Source organism: Mammaliicoccus lentus, assembly GCF_002902755.1.
Taxonomy (GTDB): Bacteria; Bacillota; Bacilli; order Staphylococcales; family Staphylococcaceae; genus Mammaliicoccus; species Mammaliicoccus lentus.
The window spans coordinates 1-17,599 of the sequence record NZ_PPRS01000031.1 but is presented as its reverse complement, the minus strand read 5'-3'; the positions used below and the strand labels follow the sequence as shown (position 1 = coordinate 17,599).

Below are 17,599 nucleotides of genomic sequence, written 5' to 3'. Positions count from 1 at the left end.
TATGAGCGAACATCAACACGTACTTATGTTTATTAAAGAAAATATGTCTCGCTTAACTAAACGAGAACAGCGTATAGCACAGTACTTTGTCGATTATCCTGAAAAGATAATTGAATTAAGCGCTAAGGAGTTAGGCACGATAACAAACACAAGTGCTGCTTCCGTTATACGTTGTACGCACAAATTAGATTTTAAAGGTTTTACTGATTTGAAACTGTCTATTTCTAGGTATATGCCTCAACATGAAAAAAGTATATATCAAGAAATTAAACAAGATGAAACAGTATCGTCTATTAGTAAGAAACTTATTACACGAGCATCACATACACTTGAAATGACTGAAAAATTAATCGAGAGTAACAGTGTAAATGCCATTATTAATCAATTATATGAGGCAAAAACAATTATAGTTTTTGGTGTAGGTGCTTCAAGTTTAGTAGCACAAGATTTATATCAAAAATTTACTAGAATTGGTAAACAAGTTATTCATTCTTTAGACACTCACTTTTTAGCTACAGCAATAGCTTCACATAATAAAGATTGTATTTTGATAGGAATTTCTAACTCTGGTGAGAATAGTGAAACATTATCTTTAGCTAAAGTTGCACATAAATATAATGTTAAAGTAATAAGTCTGACTCAATCAAAAAGTTCATCTTTATCACAACAATCTGACTATCAATTAACACATGATGCAAGTTCAGAAGAAAGTTTAAGATTAGCAGCTACGAGTTCTCTTATATCGCAATTGATGACGCTTGATATATTATTTTATAGCTATTTATCAAGAGATTATGATGAACATGTAATAACGATGAGTAAAACGAGAGATGCAGTTGAATTATATACAGAATAAATGTTTGATAGAGTCCGGGACAACAATTTATGTCCCGGACTCTCAGTGTATTTAAATAATATGTAAGAACTGAAAAAGATGAAAGAAAGTAATTTATTACACTTTCTCCGCTTATACAGATTGTCACGGGGTATATATATTATGAGTGGAGGTGCATAATGATGGCAAAATCTAAGAAGAAAAATTACACCAGTAGAATTAACAATGTAATTGATGCATTTAGTCTAGAAGATAAGCAAATGAGAAAGCTATTAAACTTGCCTAAAGAAAAGTATGAATTGCTTATGCATGGGAATCAAGGTGTTTTAACAGACAAACAAAGAAACGAAATTGAAAAGCGTTTAAATTATTTTGAATCTATTGGTAAGCACGAAGATGCTTTAAAGTATACTAAATATTTTATTGAAAAAACATTGAAAAAAGAGTATAATTTACCAAATAAGTCAATTGCCAAATTATGTAATGTTAAAAAGAAAACAATTAAAAAATTAATAAATTCTAAGAAAATTGATAGAAACGAAGAGAGAAATCTTATACTAAACGTTCTTCAACTTTATGAAACTTTAAAATCAGTCAACTAATTGCTCATCATAAACATCATATTTTAAGAATTAAGGAAAGTTAGCGTGTTATTATGAAACAAGTAGAAATTATAAGAATATTAGATGATACCTCGTTTGTTGTAAATGCAGGTTCAGATAGATATTTAGAACCTGGCTATTTTATAGATGTATTAAAGAGAGATAAATCTTATAAATATATTGCGAAAATAGAAGAAGTATACCCTGAATTATCTTTATGTAAAAGATACGGAGAAGAAAGACTCTTCTATGGAGATGTTGTAAGGATTAGATATCCTGAAGACGAAGATATGCAAATGACCACAAAAGTTATTAAATCTAATAAATCTAAAAAGAACAGAAAAAAGAGAGGATGAGATCGCCGAATCTCATCCTCTTTCCCGTTTAATATGTCTAAAAAAATTTAAATAAGTAACGTTGTAGACTTATATAAGTACTCTAACATAAATGTATATATTTTACAGAAAAAAGATATATCATTTAATATGATAATATTATATATTTTTTAAAGAAATCTATAGTGTGAAATAATTATGTGTATATTGGCAAATTACATCTAATAAATGTATAATAAAGAAAAAATAAAATAAGAATGGACTGAGAATACGTGGCAAATCAATATGAGCGTTCTGCAAAGAAACCTAAATCAGCAGCATTTAAAATTGTAACAACTATTATTATTGTGTTATTAATTGCGTTTTTAATTATTATTGGCTATTTTGTGTATAAGTTTTTTGCATTAGGTAATACGATACATAACCCACTGGATAGAGATAAATCTGAACTTAGAAAGAACGCAGTAGATACTAATGGAGATCCTATTTCGATAGCTTTATTTGGAATTGATTCCGACTCTACAAGATCAGCAGAAGGTGGAGGAGAGCGTTCGGATTCAATCGTTTTATTATCTATAAATCCAGATAAGAAGAAAACTGTAATGGTTAGTATTCCTAGGGATACTAGAGCGGAAATTGTTGGCAATGATTCTGTAGAAAAAATTAACCATGCGTATGCATATGGTGGCCCTAAAATGGCGATTAACTCTGTAGAAAAATTAATGAACGTACCGGTAGACCATTATGCAACAATTAATATGGATGGGGTTAAAGATTTAGTAGATTATGCAGGTGGCGTAAATGTTACAAGTAATGCTACGTTTACGGTTAAAGGAAAATCATATGTTAAAGGCCAAAAATACAAATTAAATGGTGAAGAAGCGTTAGCATTTATTAGAAGTAGAAAAGAAGAAGGCGCTGGTGGAGACTTTGGTCGACAAGAACGTCAACAATTAGTGATTCAAGCACTAGCTAATGAATTAGTTAGCGTAGGATCTTTACCTAAAATTAATCAAATCTTTGATACTTTAGGTGATAATGTTAAAACAGATATGAAGATTGGACAACTAAATGATTTAAGATCTAAATATAATGATGCTTTAGATAATGTAGATCGTAATCAGTTAGAAGGACAAGATTCAATTTTAGATGATGGATTATATTACTTTGTACCTAGTGACGCTAGCAAGAGAGATATAGTAGACTCATATAGAGAAAATCTAGGTTTGGAATAAAGTATAATATTAGAAAATATTAATCTTTTTAAAAAAATGCACCTCAAATTTTGAGGTGCATTTTTGTATTTAACTTCTTTTTTGAATAATAAGCAATTTGATAGCGTTAGTTTTTAAATAATATGTCTCATCTACATCCTTAGAATTATAATCAGCCATTTCTATATCTGGAGAACAGTATTTATCTAATAGAACTGTGTTGAAATAATCAATATTAAAACGTTCGTTATCTAATTTTCTAATTGCTTTGAAGATATTACCGTTATCCTGATCAAATGTAATGTTAGTTACTCTAAAAGTATTAAAAGGTATGTCACGGTAAGAAAGACTAATACCAACATTATTCTGGTAGTTGATATCATTTGGATTATATAGTTCATAATTAAATAAAAGGAAAAATATTTTATTATGTTGCTCAAACTTAATATAATTTTGTCCCTTTTCGAATTCTTGTTGGTTAAAGTACGTTAATATATATATTAAATAATTAACAGGACTTTTACAGTGGTGTTTTAAATGTAGTGATAAAGGTTGATTTATAGTTGTGAGATCGGTTGAAGTTTCCTCTAATAACCAGAAGCCTAAACCAGACACATAAGTTGTGATACTTAATAAATGATCTACAATAATAGCAGCATTGAAATAAAAATCACTCGTCGTCCTCGAATCGCCATGAATGACATTCCATTCTATAGGTACTACGTTTTTATTATTGTTCTTCATGAATTTTAAATTGTGAATAAGCTTTTCAGTATAGTCACTTTTTATTTTCGCTATATCATGATTATTCATTTTGTTAAAGTCGAATAACTCATTAAAGCTATAAGATATTGCAAAAGAATCGACATTTTTACATAGTTGCATATCTATATCAAGTTGCTCGTAATCATGTTTAAATGGATCAGGTCCATTTATCATTATTTGTAAATCAGGTAAGCTTTCTTTAGAGTCATTAATTTGAGATTGTATATGCGTGAGTTCGTCATACTTGATATCAAAGTAAAATTCACCTTGTTTATTAACGAAATAGTTATGTATAACATCTATAAATTCTGACCATTTACTTTTGAACATATGATCTTGTACATCAAAATCATATATTTTTATACATGGCGTTATATTTGTATCTGAAAACATGCTTAAACAAAAAGCTAAATTATGTCGATACTTATGTTTTTCTATATCGCAGAAAAATGATTTTAATGAACAGTGAATAACAATGATAGGCTTACGAGGTATATTTTCTACAGTTTCCAATATTGTACCAAGGAATGGAGTATAAAAATCATTAACGTCACCGATATGTAAATAAGTTTTATGGTTAGCCTTTAATTTTTGTAAAGGTAAATCTTTAAAAGTTAAATGTTTGTACTCATGAACGAGAGACTTATTATGCATCATTTTTTGCAATTTAGAAATTAAAGTTTTACGCTCATCTTCTGTCATTGTCTCAGTTTTTTTACTTATTTTTTTCTGTTGATACATTAAACGATATTGTTTAGGGGTTAATTGAAATTGTTCTTTAAATTGACGATTGAAATTATGGTAACTAGAAAATCCATGATAGTCTGCAATTTGTTCGACTTTAAATTGTGTAAATAACAAGGCGTAAGTAGTTTGGAACAAACGTGTTTCTTTTAAATATTGAGTGAACGTCGTACCTATTTGTCTAGAAAACTCACGTGATAAATGTTCAGGAGAAATAAAGAAAAAGTCAGCTACGAGGTTCAGTGATAGTTTTTCTTGGTAATGCTTATCAACATATTGCTTCACTTTACGTATAAGTCCTGTTAATTCCATTTTTGTTTGTCCATAATAATTTGTTTCTTCTTTAAAACGCTCATACATAATTTTATAAATTTCAACGATATAATGGCTACGTCTAATCTTTATATTCGTTAAATCTGCTAAAATAGCTCTTATAAATAAATCCTTTATTTGATGTTTATATTTATTTAATTGATTTGTTTTTGTAGTTTTCGGTATCCAATATAGGTAAGACTCTTCGCCACTTAAACTTTCCATCATTGAATATCCAATATGTAATACTGCGACTAAGCCGTCGTTTATTACTGGTAAGTAATTGTCATTATCCTGTAAATAAAATAAGTCACCGACGGTAAATGTGTATGTTTTTTGATTTAAAGTTAATATTGCTTTTCCTTCTAGCACAAAACATAATGCACCATAACCTAACTTTTTAGGGTTAATAATGCCTTCTTTATGCAATGAAATGTCGTAATTGTACACTTTTTCACCTCATCTTCACTAAGATATTACATTTTATATCAAATAATGTCATATTTTTATTACATTTTAAACTATTATATCAAAAAAAGTAAGAAAAAGTTGGATTATTAAATAATTTTTATAAGAAAGATGATAATAAATCAAATAAATGAATTGATTTAATCAAAATCTGAAATTAAAACGGTTTACAATAATACTTAATGCTATTGTTGTATTGTAAACTATTAAAAACGGGGAAAATATTAAAATGGAGGTATATAGAATGACAGGGAATTTCAACAAGATTATTCAAGATATGATAGATTATGAGAATAAAATCGCAAATTTAAAAAACGAAAAACGTTTAACATTAGTTGATTTTATAATATTAGAAGAAATCTATAGATCTGAAGAAATTACAATTAAAGAAATACTTAACGGGAAGCTAACAGAACTTCAAACGAAACCTTCTAACATTGGAACAAATTTAGCTAAATTATATAGAAAAGATTATATTAATAAATATAGAAGTGAGCTAGATGAAAGAAAAGTTTACTATTACATGGAAGACGAACAAAAGGCTCAATACGAACAAATAGCAAAAGACATATAAAACAACAATAGGTTTAATTATTCAAAAAGAAACCCAAAGGAAATCCTTTCAAGTGAAAAGATTTTCTTTGGGTTTTTCTATAGAATTTAAAAATGATTTAAAAGGATATTATAAAATTACTTGATTACAGTACGTGTTGAGCGTTCTACGTAGTGCGCTGAATGAATAGAAACTAATTCACCTTTAGATAAATCAAATAAATTTAATTTTAAAATACTATCCATCGCCTGGCGTACGTTTTCTTCAGTGAGATCACGTTTTGGGTTTTGGATCTGTAATGTGAAAGTTTTATCTGTTGAAGTTTTAAAAGTAAGTTCTAATACGAGTTTCATGAAATTCACCTCCTTGGTAGATTGAGAGGATAGAATTAATCTTCTATCTGAATTGTTTTGACGATATAAGCATCTTTGAACTTTTCGTCAGATAACGTTTCGATAATGCCTTTAAAAGTTTTAACTTGTTCATTTGTTACATTTAATTTAATTGCTTTAAATTTTCTTTGAACATTTTTCACTTTGGCATTCTCATCTAAGTACTGATGTAACAATATGATGTTGATGTCTTTAACTGTTGCCATTTTGCTAACCTCCTTTCACTTTATATATCGAAATGAGATTAAAAAAACGACCACAAATTAGTTAAAAATTCTTTCATGTTACTCAAATATATATTATTATTAATATGTACCTTAATTAGGAAGGATGGACGAAATGCATGCAACAAGTATCTCCAATTAAGAATAAAGATGATATTAGAGCGATGTATGAAGTATTAAAATCACACAGTGAAAGAGATTATTTATTATTTAGTCTTGCTATTCATACAGGTATTAAAGTAAATCAATTATTAAATTTAACTGTTCAAGATTTACTAGATGAAGATAATGACATTATTTCTAACTGGGTAAATGATAAAAAGGATTTGATTAAAGTAGTGATTCCATTGCACTTAAGATCAAGTTTGTCATCTTATATACGTATGGAAATGTTAGGAAAAGAAGACTTTGTATTTAGATCTATCAAGACGAAGAAACAATTGTCTAGACAACAAGCATATCGGGTCATTCATGTTGCTGCAGAAGAAGTTGGATTGAAAAATATTGGTCTATACTCCTTAAGGAAAACTTTTGCGTTTCATGCATTTAAATCGGGTGTATCAGTTTCAATAATACAAAAATATTTAGGTCATCAATCGTTGTTAGAAACTTTAAAATTTATAGATGTAACCACAATAAAAAAAGAAACAACAATAGAACTAAATATATAAAAAGAAAGGAGTTCGTGTATGGCTTTAATATGGTTGTTCTTCACCATCTTAGTTGTAATGGCTATTGTCCTTATGACTATGAATACTAAATTTAGCCGCTTTGCTGGTTGGATAAGTTTAATCGCGCCGCTAATAAGTTCCATTTATTTTTTGAGTCAAATTAAATACATATCGAGTGGGCATACTGTTTCTTTTTTTAAAGAGTGGATACCTATAATTGATTTTAATTTAGATTTGAGATTAGATGGTTTATCTTTAATTTTTGCACTTCTTATTTCACTCATTGGCGCAGGTGTATTCCTTTACGCTATTTATTATCTTTCTCATGAAAAAGATAATCTCCCAAGATTTTACACATACTTGCTAATGTTTATGTTGGCAATGTTAGGTGTTGTACTTTCTAATAATACAATTTTGCTATATTCATTTTGGGAATTAACGAGTATATCTTCTTTCTTACTCATTGCATATTGGTATCAAAGAGAAAGAAGCCAAGAAGGGGCACTTAAATCTTTCTTGATTACCGTTTTTGGTGGTATGGCTATGCTCGTAGGGTTGATATTGTTATATAGCATTACGGGTACGAATACAATTACTGAACAAGTCGGTATGATTGATGAAGTGTTTCAATCACCATGGTTTGTACTTGCAGTCATTTTAATCTTACTCGGTGCGTTTACAAAATCAGCACAATTTCCATTTCATATATGGTTGCCAGATGCTATGGAAGCGCCAACGCCTGTTAGTGCTTACTTACACTCAGCTACTATGGTTAAAGCTGGTTTGTATTTATTACTTAGATTTACACCTATTATTGGTCAAAGTGAATGGGTCGTGTATACAGTTGTAACAGTCGGGTTAGTTACAATGTTAGTAGGATCTTTCTTTGCAGTAAGTAAAAAAGATTTAAAAGCTTTATTAGCATATTCTACAATCAGTCAATTAGGTATGATTATGTCTATGATTGGTTTAGGCTTGTTAGCTTTAAATCAAAGCTTTGAAGCGGGACATGAAATATTTATTGCAGCTTTATTTGCAGCTTTATTTCATTTAATTAACCACGCTATTTTCAAAAGTGTACTGTTCATGGGAGTAGGTATTATAGACCATGAAACAGGGACAAGAGATGTTAATAAATTGGGCGGGTTAAGAAAAGTAATGCCTATTACAGCAATTGTAATGTCAATCTCTGCTTTATCTATGGCAGGTATTCCATTATTTAATGGTTTTTTGAGTAAAGAAAAGTTCTTCACTAGTCTGGTAGAGACAGGACAAGTGGATATTTTCAATCAAACGATGTCTTTCGTGATGATAGCAGCAGGATTTATAGGTAGTATTTTTACTTTTGTTTATTGTTTAAAGTTAATAAAAGAGCCATTCTTTGGGGAAATGAAAGAAAAACAATTGCCTAAAGTACCACGTCATGATGGCGGGGGACTTCTTATAGCGCCTGTTTTAATTGTAATATTTGTACCGTTATTTTTCTTTATTCCAAATGTATTAGGAAAATATTTAATAGGTCCAGCGTTACGTGATATATTCCAATCGGATAAAGTAATGGAATATATACCTCATATTCAAGCGTGGCATGGATTTACAACTGAATTGTTTTTAACTATAGGAATATATTTAATAGGTACATTATTAGTAATATGGCCAAATTGGACATTTATTTATAGCAAAGTATCAAAAAATATAGAAATCAATACAATTTATAATAAAGGTATGACTTTACTGGATCGGGTAAGCGCATATTTAATTCAAATTGTAATGAATAATAGATTGAATCAATATTTACACATCATTTATGTAATATTTTTCGTACTTATGGCATATGGCATATATCATGTCGGTATTTACGATATTGCGTATTACCATATTACAGAAGCTTCAACATTCGAGATTATTATATTGATTAACATTGTGATTACAGCGACAGCATTAATGTTTATTAGAGAAAGAATGACAATGACTATTTTAAATGGTGTAATCGGTTATTCGATTGCTGTTGTTTTCATATTTATGAAAGCACCTGATTTAGCTTTAACGCAATTGGTTATTGAAACTATTACGACAGTCTTATTTTTATTAGTATTTTTCCATTTGCCAAACGTGCAGAAAGATAAACCAAATGTTTTAGCAGAAATCGTTAAATTAGCAATCGCACTCTTAATGGCGGTATTTGTCGTAATTTTTGTTATCATGATGCAACAAGATAATCTATTCGATAAAATTTCTTATTATTATGATAACGCTGATGAATTAGCAGGTGTTAAAAATATCGTAAATGGTATTTTAGGAGACTTTAGAGCGTTAGATACAATGTTAGAAGGAATCGTTATATTGATTGCCGGACTAGGTATTTATACACTCGTTAAATTTAAGATAAGAAAGGATGAGCCTGATGAAAGAAAATGATGTAGTATTAGAAACCATATCAAAAATCGCAATATTTATCATTCTGACATTCGGCTTTTATATATTCCTTGCGGGACACGATAATCCTGGTGGTGGATTTATTGGTGGATTAGTCTTTAGTTCTGCGTTTATCTTAATGTTCTTAGCATTTGATGTTGAGACAGTTGTTCAATCATTACCGATAGATTTTAGAGCAGTTACAATTATAGGGTGTCTAGTGTCAATGAGCACAGCGATTATACCAATGTTCTTTGGGCATCCAATGTTAACACATGAAGATGGATATATTACGTTCCCACTATTAGGTGAAATTCATCTTTCAAGCGTAACATTATTTGAACTCGGGATATTACTTACAGTAGTAGGATCCATTGTAACAATCATGCTTGCGATAAGTGGTGATAACAGTTGAATTTAATATTAGTCATTATCATTGGTGTACTTACTTTCGTTGGAACGTATATGATTTTATCTAAAAACTTAATTCGTATTGTTATCGGTACAGCTATTTATACACACGTAGCTAACTTAATGATTTTATCAATGAGCGAATTTGGTGGTCGAAATGTACCACTCATAAATGGTGAAGGAAAAGACTATGTCGATCCTTTACCTCAAGCATTAATTTTAACAGCAATTGTTATTGGCTTTGCGATAACAGCATTTTTACTTGTTTTAGTGTATAGAACATTTAAATTGACGAAAGTCAACAGAATAGAGGCGTTACGCGGTGAGGATGAAGACGTAGATGAATAATTTAATACTTATACCATTACTCGTACCACTATTTATTGGTTTAATATTGTTCTTCTTTAAAGAACGATTAGCGTTAACAAGACGTATCGCCATCACTTTTCTAGCACTTACGACGATTGTAAGTGGTTGGTTATTAGTCGATGTCAGTATGAATAAAGCACTTGTTATCAACTTCGGAGACTGGCAACCACCATTTGGGATTCAGTTTGTTGGTGATGAGCTCAGCTTATTATTCACTACTATTTCCTGCTTTGTTGTCACAGTGATTATATACTTTGGTTTTGGTAAGAGAGAAAGGTTAGCTAACCGCTACTTTTTACCATCATTTATATTGTTCTTATTAAGTGGGGTTAATGGTAGTTTTCTAACTGCTGATATATTCAACTTATATGTAATGTTTGAAATAATGTTATTAGCTTCATTTGTATTATTAACATTAGGTCAATCAATAGAACAGTTAAGAGCAAGTATCATTTACGTCGTGATTAACGTTGTGAGCTCTTGGTTCTTCTTAATGGGCGTTGCTTATATATACGGTACGTTAGGTACTTTAAACTTCGGTCATATTGCAATGAGAATTAGTGAAAGTAACCAACCTACCACGACTACTTTAGTCGCAATTATCATGATATTTGTATTTGGAGGTAAAGCAGCGCTTGTCGTATTTATGTGGCTTCCGAAAGCATATGCAGCATTGAATACAGAATTAGCTGCTTTATTTGCGAGTTTAATGACTAAAGTAGGTGTATACGCACTTATTCGTGTGATGGTACTTATGTTTGATCAAAAGCCAGAAGTAACACATTTCTTACTTTACATTATGGCGATACTTACAATGATTATTGGAACAATAGGTGTTCTTGGATTTAAAGATATTAAGAAAATAGCAGCGTACCAAGTGATACTATCTATTGGATTTGCAGTATTAGGATTGAGCGCAAACAATTTAGCAGGGATTACCGGTGCTATATTCTATGTCGGACATGATATGATCATCAAAACTTTATTATTCTTAATCATAGGTACTTTTGTATTATTAACAGGTACAAGATATTATGACCAATTTGGTGGTTTAATTAAACATTATCCAAGTTTAGGTGTCATATTCTTTATTACGATACTATCAATTGGAGGCGTACCACCACTCAGTGGATTTCCTGGGAAATTATTAATTATTAAAGGCGCACTTGAAAATGGTTATACATTTGGCGTTATCGTGATGATTATTTCAAGTATCATTGCAATGTATAGTTTATTACGCGTATTTTTAGTAATGTATTTCGGCAGAGAAAGTGTACCTCAAGTTGGTAAAGTTGTTTTTGTTAAGAATAAATTATATGCAATGATAATATTAACAGTAACAACAATAATATTAGGTATTGCTTCTCAATATGTATTAAATATTTCTGAAATGGCAGCTCAGTTTAACATGAATGAGCTTGAATATTTTAAAGAAGTTATTCCAAATGTAGAAGTGGAGGCTAAATAATAATGGCACAACTATTATTAAATATTTTAATTGCCTTCTTGTGGACTTTATTTCAAGACGAAGATACATTTCATTTATCGACATTTATTTCAGGTTACTTGATTGGTATGTTCATCGTTTACTTAATGCATAGATTTTTCGGACATGTTTTTTATATGAAAAAAGTATGGGTTATTTTTAAATTTATTTGTGTTTATAACTATCAGCTTGTGACATCCAGTATTACAACAATTAATTATATTTTATTTAAAACAAATAAATTGAATCCAGGACTTGTTACTTATGAAACAACATTAAAACAAGATTGGGCTATAACATTATTAACGTTGTTAATCATGTTAACACCGGGATCAGTCGTATTAAGGTTATCACCAGATGGACAACGATTCTTTATACATGCGATTGATGTTTCTGAAAGAGAGAAAAAGATTTTAACAAAGCAAATTAAGAAGTATGAGAAATTAATCTGGGAGGTGCTTAAATAATGGAAATAGCTATCATGTTTATCATAAAAACGGCATTAGTTATATATGGTATATCTATTGTAATTGTTCTATTTAGAACAATTATTGGCCCTACAACTGCTGATAGAGTTATAGCATTTGATGCTATGGGTGCAATCTTAGTTTCTACAGTAGGTATATTGAGCATTGTTTATGACACCTTCAGTTATTTAGAAGCGAGTTTAATTATTGCTATTTTAGCCTTCTTAAGTACAGTTGGAATTTCTCGTTTCATTGAAGGGGGTCGTGTCTTTGAATCTAAGCGAGATCGTTAGTTTAATTGCAGCTATATCAATATTATTAGGTTCTATAACTGCTTTAATTAGTTCGATAGGTATTGTGAGATTTAGAGATTCCTTTCTAAGAAGTCATGCTGCTACAAAAAGCTCTACATTATCTGTTTTACTTTGTTTAACGGGTGTATTTTTTTATTTCTTAGTAACGAAAGATTACTTTAGTGTTCGTACTTTATTAACTATACTATTTTTATATTTAACATCGCCAGTTGCTGGTCATATGATTATACGAGCGGCATATAATTCTGGTTCATATATGTTTATGAAAGAATTTACAAAAAAAGGAACTTCGTTGAACTTTAGATATGACCGAAAAGAATCTAAAAAAGATAGACGAAGAAGAGCAGAAAAAAGAAGAATTATGAACGAAGCTTTCTCTAAAAATGATAAAGAAACATTCAGTAAATATAAGCAAGTTATGAAAAAAGACGACCCAACTTTAAAATAAAACAGCTGGAACATAAATATCAATTCAAAATAAATAACATCTGATTTCAATGATTTATTCAGTTAGAAATCAGATGTTATTTTTATGTGAATTAGAATTTTGTTCGTGCATGCTTGTCTAGTGTATGGTTCGATCGAGTCAACCGCTGCTAATATAAAAAAACGAGTTAGGGACATAAATCCTTAGATCGTTTTGGATGAAATTGATCAATAAAAGCTAGAGTTGATATTATTGTTGGATATACTACTACTTAAATCCAATTAGACGCTCTTTATTAGATTTACTACTTCATTAATCCAAGTACACGCACCCTTATTGGATTATCTATCACATTAATCCAAGTACACGCACCTTTATTGGATTTTCTATTTCAATAATCCAATTAGACACACCCTTGTTGGATTTACTAACACATTAATCCAACTACACACACCTCTATTGGATTATGTAATGCCTAAACTCACGAATTAACTTTTACTTCTGGTTCAGACCTGAAAATAAATCACTTTCGTATATCTTCACAAGAAAATCTAAAGTGAAATATGATTTAGAGGTTACTATAATAACAATAAACATAAGAAAAATAGTAGATTTAAGAATTAGCAAAAAGAGGCTGGGACATAAATATATGTCTCAGCCTCTTTAATTATAATGCAAGTAGCTGACTGGATTGAAAATGCGCCTATATCAAGCTTTTTCCAATCCTAGTCATCCTTGCCGGGATGGGACTACGAAACCTGTTTATTAAAATGAGATTTCTGTTCCATTCCCTTTTTCGTTTATTATATACATGAGGAGGAGGGGTTATTATTTCATTGTGTCATGGATCACTTTGACATTGTGTTCCATCATATTGTAGTAAGAATTACCATCGGAATCTTTAGTACCGATTGAATCTGTATAGACTTCACCTTGAATTTTTAGGTTTGTTTCTTCTGCTAGAGTCTGCATACTTTTCTTATCTACACTTGTTTCTACTGTTAATGCTTTAAGATTATGATCACGTACAAAGTTTACTGCTTGTTTCATTTGGTCAGGTGTACCTTGTTTTTCCGTGTTTATCTCCCAAATGTAACCAGGTGTAATGTCATAAGCTTTTGCAAAGTATTTAAATGCACCTTCACTTGTAATAAATGCACGTTTTTTCTTATCAATGTCGTTAAATGCTTTCGACATTTCATCGTCTAATTTATCAAGTTTTTCAGTGTATTTATCAGCGTTATCTTTATAATCATCTTTATGTTCATCATCTAATTTACTAAGATGTTTCTCGATAGTGTTAACATATTGAATACCATTTTTAATACTTAACCAAGCATGAGGGTCAATTTTCTTTTCATCTCCCTCGCCACTTTTTAAGTATATTGGTTTTACATCTTCAGTAGCTTGAATAACATTTTTGTCAGTGATTTTTTTATTTGCTTGTTCTAATGCTTTTTCAAACCAACCATTACCGCTTTCTAAGTTAAAGCCGTTATAGATAATAATGTCAGCATCTGTAATAGCTTTAACATCTTTAGGTTTAATTTCATATTCGTGGGGGTCTTGACCGATTGGTACTACGCTAGTAATTTCAGCGTTACCTTTAGTAACCTCTTTAGTCATATCACCAAGTATTGAATTCGTCGTAACAATTTTTAGTTTTGAATCGTCTTTAGAGTTAGATTGATTACAACCAGCCAAAACTAAAATAATTGCTATTAAAGGTAATAATAATTTTTTCATAGATGCCTCCTAATTAAATTGAATTTTATTTTTAAGTTTATGTATAGTAAATACTAGTATATAAAATGCACAACTTACTAGGACTATACAAGCTCCACTTGGCAAATTATATAGGTAACTAATATACATGCCACAGGCTGCACTTATTGCACTCAATGTACTTGCAACAATCATCATAGTTTTTAATGACTTAGTAATAAGGAAAGCAGTAGAACTAGGTGTTATAAGCAACGCTACTACTAAGATAATACCGACAGTCTGTAAACTTGCTACTGTTACTAATGCCAATAACATCATGACAAAGTAATGAATTAATCTTGTATTTAGACCACTCATTTTAGCTGCAATTGGATCAAAAGTAGACAAGTGCAGTGGTTTATAGAAAATCACAACACATAAAATTACAATAATGCTCACAATACTTGTGGTATAAAATGCACTTTTTGTTACTGCTAATATATTTCCGAATAGAATATGATACAAATCTGTAGAGGAGTTGATTTGACTAATTAAAATAATACCTATCGAAAAGAATGCTGTGAAAGTAATACCTATTGCGGCATCATTTTTTGTTTTAGAGTTTTGTGAAATAAAACCAATTAAAAAACTTGTCAGCATACCTGTAAAAAGAGCACCTACAAACATTGGTATGTTAAATAAGTAACTGAGCGCTACACCAGGCAATACAGCATGGCTCATTGCATCTCCCATTAATGAAAGACCTCTTAATATAATCAAGCTACCTACAATACCACAAACGATTCCGACGATGATTGAAGTAATCAAAGCTCTACTTAAAAAATTATAATTTACGAGTGATGAAATAAATTCATTCATCATAATACAACGCCATCCTTTAAAAATACCTCTTTTATGTTTTCGTCAGATAATGCTTCGTTAGCAGAGCCAAAGAATTTTAATGATCGATTGAGGAGGATTATTCTATCAAAATATTCTTTAGCTTTTTGAATATCATGATGAACAACTAGAATCAGTTTACCTTCTGATTTTAATTGTCGCAGCAGATTTATCATGATTTCTTCACTTTTGAAGTCAATACCAACAAACGGTTCATCGAGGCATAGAAAGTCACTCTCTTTCATTAATGCTTTCGCTAAAAGAACACGTTGTAATTGACCACCACTTAACTCATTTAGCATTTTATCTTTTAAATTAGTTAACTGAAGTTCATTTAATAATTCATCTCTTTTAATATAAGCTTCTTTCTTCATAGGTCTGAACCAACCTGAAGTTTGATAATAGCCAGTAATTAAACTGTCTTTCACAGTAATAGGGAAATCCAAGTCTAATGAATTTCTCTGCGGAATATAAGTTAGTTCCGTCAGCTGTTGTTTAACTGGCTTATCATTCCATAATGCTTCACCAGTTGCTTTGAATTCACCAAGGATAGATTTAAGCAATGATGATTTACCCGCACCATTGGGTCCCATGATACCAATTAACTCTCCCGATGATTCAATTGTTAAGTTAATATCATGCAATATGTGCTGATGTCCTAATGATAAATTCAAATTCTTAACCTGTAACATGTTATCACCTCTCTCCGAAAATAAGTTTAGGGTAACCTAAACTATGTTTTTAATATAACTGTAAATTATGTTAAAGTCAAGAGATAGCAAGGAAAAATAAATCGTGGTACAATAAAAATATGCTAAAAAAAGTGAGGTCAGAACAAATGTTGACTGAAGAACAAGAAGATTATTTAAAAGCAATATTTGGTTTAAACGGGACGACAGATTATGTATCTAATAAAAATTTAGCACAAGATTTAAATATAAAACCCTCATCTGTTAGTGAGATGATGTTACGTTTAAAGAAAGAGGATTATGTGGATATACGTCCATATAAAGGTGTTAAATTAACTCAAAAAGGTTTAAATCATACTGCAAATATTATTAAGCGTCATAGACTGATAGAACGATTTTTAATAGAGGAATTAGAATACACATGGGATCAAGTACATGAAGAAGCGGAAATTTTAGAACATAGAGTTTCTGAACACTTCATTGAGAAAATAGATAAATTGATGGATTATCCTAAAACATGTCCACACGGTGGAATTATACCGAGAGAAAATCAAATCGAAGAGATTTATAATACGCCACTTAGTACATTTGAAGTAGGCGATAAAATAAAAATCAAACGTGTTATGGACTATGTTAATCTATTAGACTATTTAAGTAATGAAGAATTACTAATAGGTGATATCGTTGAAATCACTAAGAAAGATGAACTTAATCAATTAATAGAATTAAGTTTAAATGGTAAGACGATTATGATTAGCGAAACAAATGCTTCATATATATTCGGAACTAAAGAAGGATAAAATAAAACATACTAAGATTAGCTATGAAGAAATCTATGACGATAGATTTTTTCATAGCTATTTTTTATAGTTATAGAGAGGAGTAGACTGTGCGATCTCTTGGGTTTGAAATCCGTAAAAAAAACTAGTCAGCTTTACTCTCGCCTTTTGAAATTCGATTGTAGTATGTTGGGTTCTTGAAACCGTGTATAGGAAAGTGAAATGAGAAAGGTTCAGTAAAGTTATAACTTCTCAAATTTATTAAGGAGGTTTTATTTATCGATTACTTAGGCATTGATATTAGTAAAAAAGATAGTGTGATTGCACACTATATCGATGAAAAATTCCAAAAGGAATTTACTATTCAAAATAACAAAAATGGTTATAATTATTTATTAAATTATTTGAATCGTGTAAATCAGCCAAAATTAATTTTTGAATCCACAGGTATATATTCAAGAGCTATGGTTCGGTTCTGTCGAGTTAACCAAATTAATTATATTGAGTTGAATCCTTTAGAAGC

The 17,599-nt window shown here is 30.1% G+C and carries 21 protein-coding genes; 15 read left to right on the top strand and 6 right to left on the bottom strand.

Features of this window, described 5'->3' with window-relative positions; translation table 11 throughout:
* Position 1: 1 nt before the first annotated feature.
* The 4 genes from CD135_RS09040 (at position 2) to CD135_RS09025 (ending at position 3,007) form a co-directional block, all read left to right on the top strand.
* On the top strand, positions 2-856 hold the full coding sequence (locus CD135_RS09040) for a MurR/RpiR family transcriptional regulator (protein WP_103269282.1): 855 nt from the start codon (positions 2-4) through the stop codon (positions 854-856).
* A 158-nt stretch (positions 857-1,014) separates the two neighbouring features.
* Positions 1,015-1,437 (top strand): HTH domain-containing protein, encoded by a 423-nt coding sequence (locus tag CD135_RS09035; protein ID WP_103269281.1) that lies wholly within the window; start codon positions 1,015-1,017, stop codon positions 1,435-1,437.
* A gap of 53 nt (positions 1,438-1,490) precedes the next feature.
* Positions 1,491-1,793, top strand: coding sequence for a hypothetical protein (locus CD135_RS09030; protein WP_017000816.1), 303 nt, complete (start codon positions 1,491-1,493; stop codon positions 1,791-1,793).
* A 251-nt stretch (positions 1,794-2,044) separates the two neighbouring features.
* Complete coding sequence (locus CD135_RS09025) at positions 2,045-3,007, top strand: LCP family protein (protein ID WP_103269280.1); 963 nt, start codon at positions 2,045-2,047, stop codon at positions 3,005-3,007.
* A 69-nt stretch (positions 3,008-3,076) separates the two neighbouring features.
* Here the strand turns inward: CD135_RS09025 and CD135_RS09020 are convergent, their stop codons facing one another.
* A complete protein-coding gene (locus CD135_RS09020; protein ID WP_103269279.1) occupies positions 3,077-5,257 on the bottom strand; it encodes an AraC family transcriptional regulator in 2,181 nt (726 codons plus the stop codon).
* A 262-nt stretch (positions 5,258-5,519) separates the two neighbouring features.
* Here CD135_RS09020 and CD135_RS09015 point away from each other — a divergent pair, with 262 nt between their 5' ends.
* Positions 5,520-5,849 (top strand): transcriptional regulator, SarA/Rot family, encoded by a 330-nt coding sequence (locus tag CD135_RS09015; protein WP_017000813.1) that lies wholly within the window; start codon positions 5,520-5,522, stop codon positions 5,847-5,849.
* A gap of 116 nt (positions 5,850-5,965) precedes the next feature.
* Here the strand turns inward: CD135_RS09015 and CD135_RS09010 are convergent, their stop codons facing one another.
* Entirely contained in the window at positions 5,966-6,181 is a 216-nt protein-coding gene (locus CD135_RS09010) for a DUF2922 domain-containing protein (protein WP_017000812.1), read from the bottom strand.
* A 35-nt stretch (positions 6,182-6,216) separates the two neighbouring features.
* Positions 6,217-6,426, bottom strand: coding sequence for a DUF1659 domain-containing protein (locus tag CD135_RS09005; RefSeq protein ID WP_017000811.1), 210 nt, complete (start codon positions 6,424-6,426; stop codon positions 6,217-6,219).
* Positions 6,427-6,563: 137 nt separating this feature from the next.
* Here CD135_RS09005 and CD135_RS09000 point away from each other — a divergent pair, with 137 nt between their 5' ends.
* Genes CD135_RS09000 through CD135_RS08965 form a run of 8 tightly spaced genes read left to right on the top strand, consistent with a single transcriptional unit; the run spans position 6,564 to position 13,025 of the window.
* Positions 6,564-7,115, top strand: coding sequence for a tyrosine-type recombinase/integrase (locus CD135_RS09000; RefSeq protein ID WP_103269278.1), 552 nt, complete (start codon positions 6,564-6,566; stop codon positions 7,113-7,115).
* An 18-nt stretch (positions 7,116-7,133) separates the two neighbouring features.
* The gene (locus CD135_RS08995) at positions 7,134-9,533 is read left to right on the top strand and encodes a DUF4040 family protein (protein WP_103269277.1); all 2,400 of its coding nucleotides are present in this window, start codon (positions 7,134-7,136) and stop codon (positions 9,531-9,533) included.
* Positions 9,520-9,945 (top strand): monovalent cation/H+ antiporter subunit B, encoded by a 426-nt coding sequence (locus CD135_RS08990; protein WP_017000808.1) that lies wholly within the window; start codon positions 9,520-9,522, stop codon positions 9,943-9,945. The genes CD135_RS08995 and CD135_RS08990 overlap by 14 nt, the downstream gene beginning before the upstream one ends.
* On the top strand, positions 9,942-10,289 hold the full coding sequence (locus tag CD135_RS08985; protein ID WP_017000807.1) for a Na(+)/H(+) antiporter subunit C: 348 nt from the start codon (positions 9,942-9,944) through the stop codon (positions 10,287-10,289). The genes CD135_RS08990 and CD135_RS08985 overlap by 4 nt, the downstream gene beginning before the upstream one ends.
* Entirely contained in the window at positions 10,282-11,778 is a 1,497-nt protein-coding gene (locus CD135_RS08980) for a Na+/H+ antiporter subunit D (protein ID WP_103269276.1), read from the top strand. Before CD135_RS08985 ends, CD135_RS08980 begins: the two co-directional genes overlap by 8 nt.
* Before the next feature lie 2 nt (positions 11,779-11,780).
* Positions 11,781-12,263 (top strand): Na+/H+ antiporter subunit E, encoded by a 483-nt coding sequence (locus CD135_RS08975; RefSeq protein ID WP_017000805.1) that lies wholly within the window; start codon positions 11,781-11,783, stop codon positions 12,261-12,263.
* Positions 12,263-12,556, top strand: a complete 294-nt coding sequence (locus tag CD135_RS08970; RefSeq protein ID WP_017000804.1) for a Na(+)/H(+) antiporter subunit F1 — start codon at positions 12,263-12,265, stop codon at positions 12,554-12,556. The genes CD135_RS08975 and CD135_RS08970 overlap by 1 nt, the downstream gene beginning before the upstream one ends.
* Complete coding sequence (locus CD135_RS08965; protein ID WP_064211717.1) at positions 12,534-13,025, top strand: Na+/H+ antiporter subunit G; 492 nt, start codon at positions 12,534-12,536, stop codon at positions 13,023-13,025. The genes CD135_RS08970 and CD135_RS08965 overlap by 23 nt, the downstream gene beginning before the upstream one ends.
* Before the next feature lie 807 nt (positions 13,026-13,832).
* Here the strand turns inward: CD135_RS08965 and mntC are convergent.
* The 3 genes from mntC to CD135_RS08950 are packed head-to-tail and all read right to left on the bottom strand — an operon-like array spanning position 13,833 to position 16,300.
* Complete coding sequence (mntC, locus tag CD135_RS08960) at positions 13,833-14,750, bottom strand: manganese ABC transporter substrate-binding lipoprotein MntC (RefSeq protein ID WP_103269275.1); 918 nt, start codon at positions 14,748-14,750, stop codon at positions 13,833-13,835.
* Positions 14,751-14,759: 9 nt separating this feature from the next.
* Entirely contained in the window at positions 14,760-15,587 is an 828-nt protein-coding gene (locus CD135_RS08955; RefSeq protein ID WP_026023754.1) for a metal ABC transporter permease, read from the bottom strand.
* A complete protein-coding gene (locus tag CD135_RS08950; protein ID WP_017001212.1) occupies positions 15,587-16,300 on the bottom strand; it encodes a metal ABC transporter ATP-binding protein in 714 nt (237 codons plus the stop codon). The genes CD135_RS08955 and CD135_RS08950 overlap by 1 nt, the downstream gene beginning before the upstream one ends.
* A gap of 146 nt (positions 16,301-16,446) precedes the next feature.
* Between CD135_RS08950 and CD135_RS08945 the strand changes: the two genes are divergently transcribed.
* Positions 16,447-17,097: a metal-dependent transcriptional regulator gene (locus tag CD135_RS08945; RefSeq protein ID WP_064211718.1), complete on the top strand. Its 651-nt coding sequence runs from the start codon at positions 16,447-16,449 to the stop codon at positions 17,095-17,097.
* 257 nt (positions 17,098-17,354) lie between these two features.
* Positions 17,355-17,599: IS110 family transposase (locus CD135_RS08935; protein ID WP_338141522.1), on the top strand; the 245-nt coding region annotated here is incomplete at its 3' end.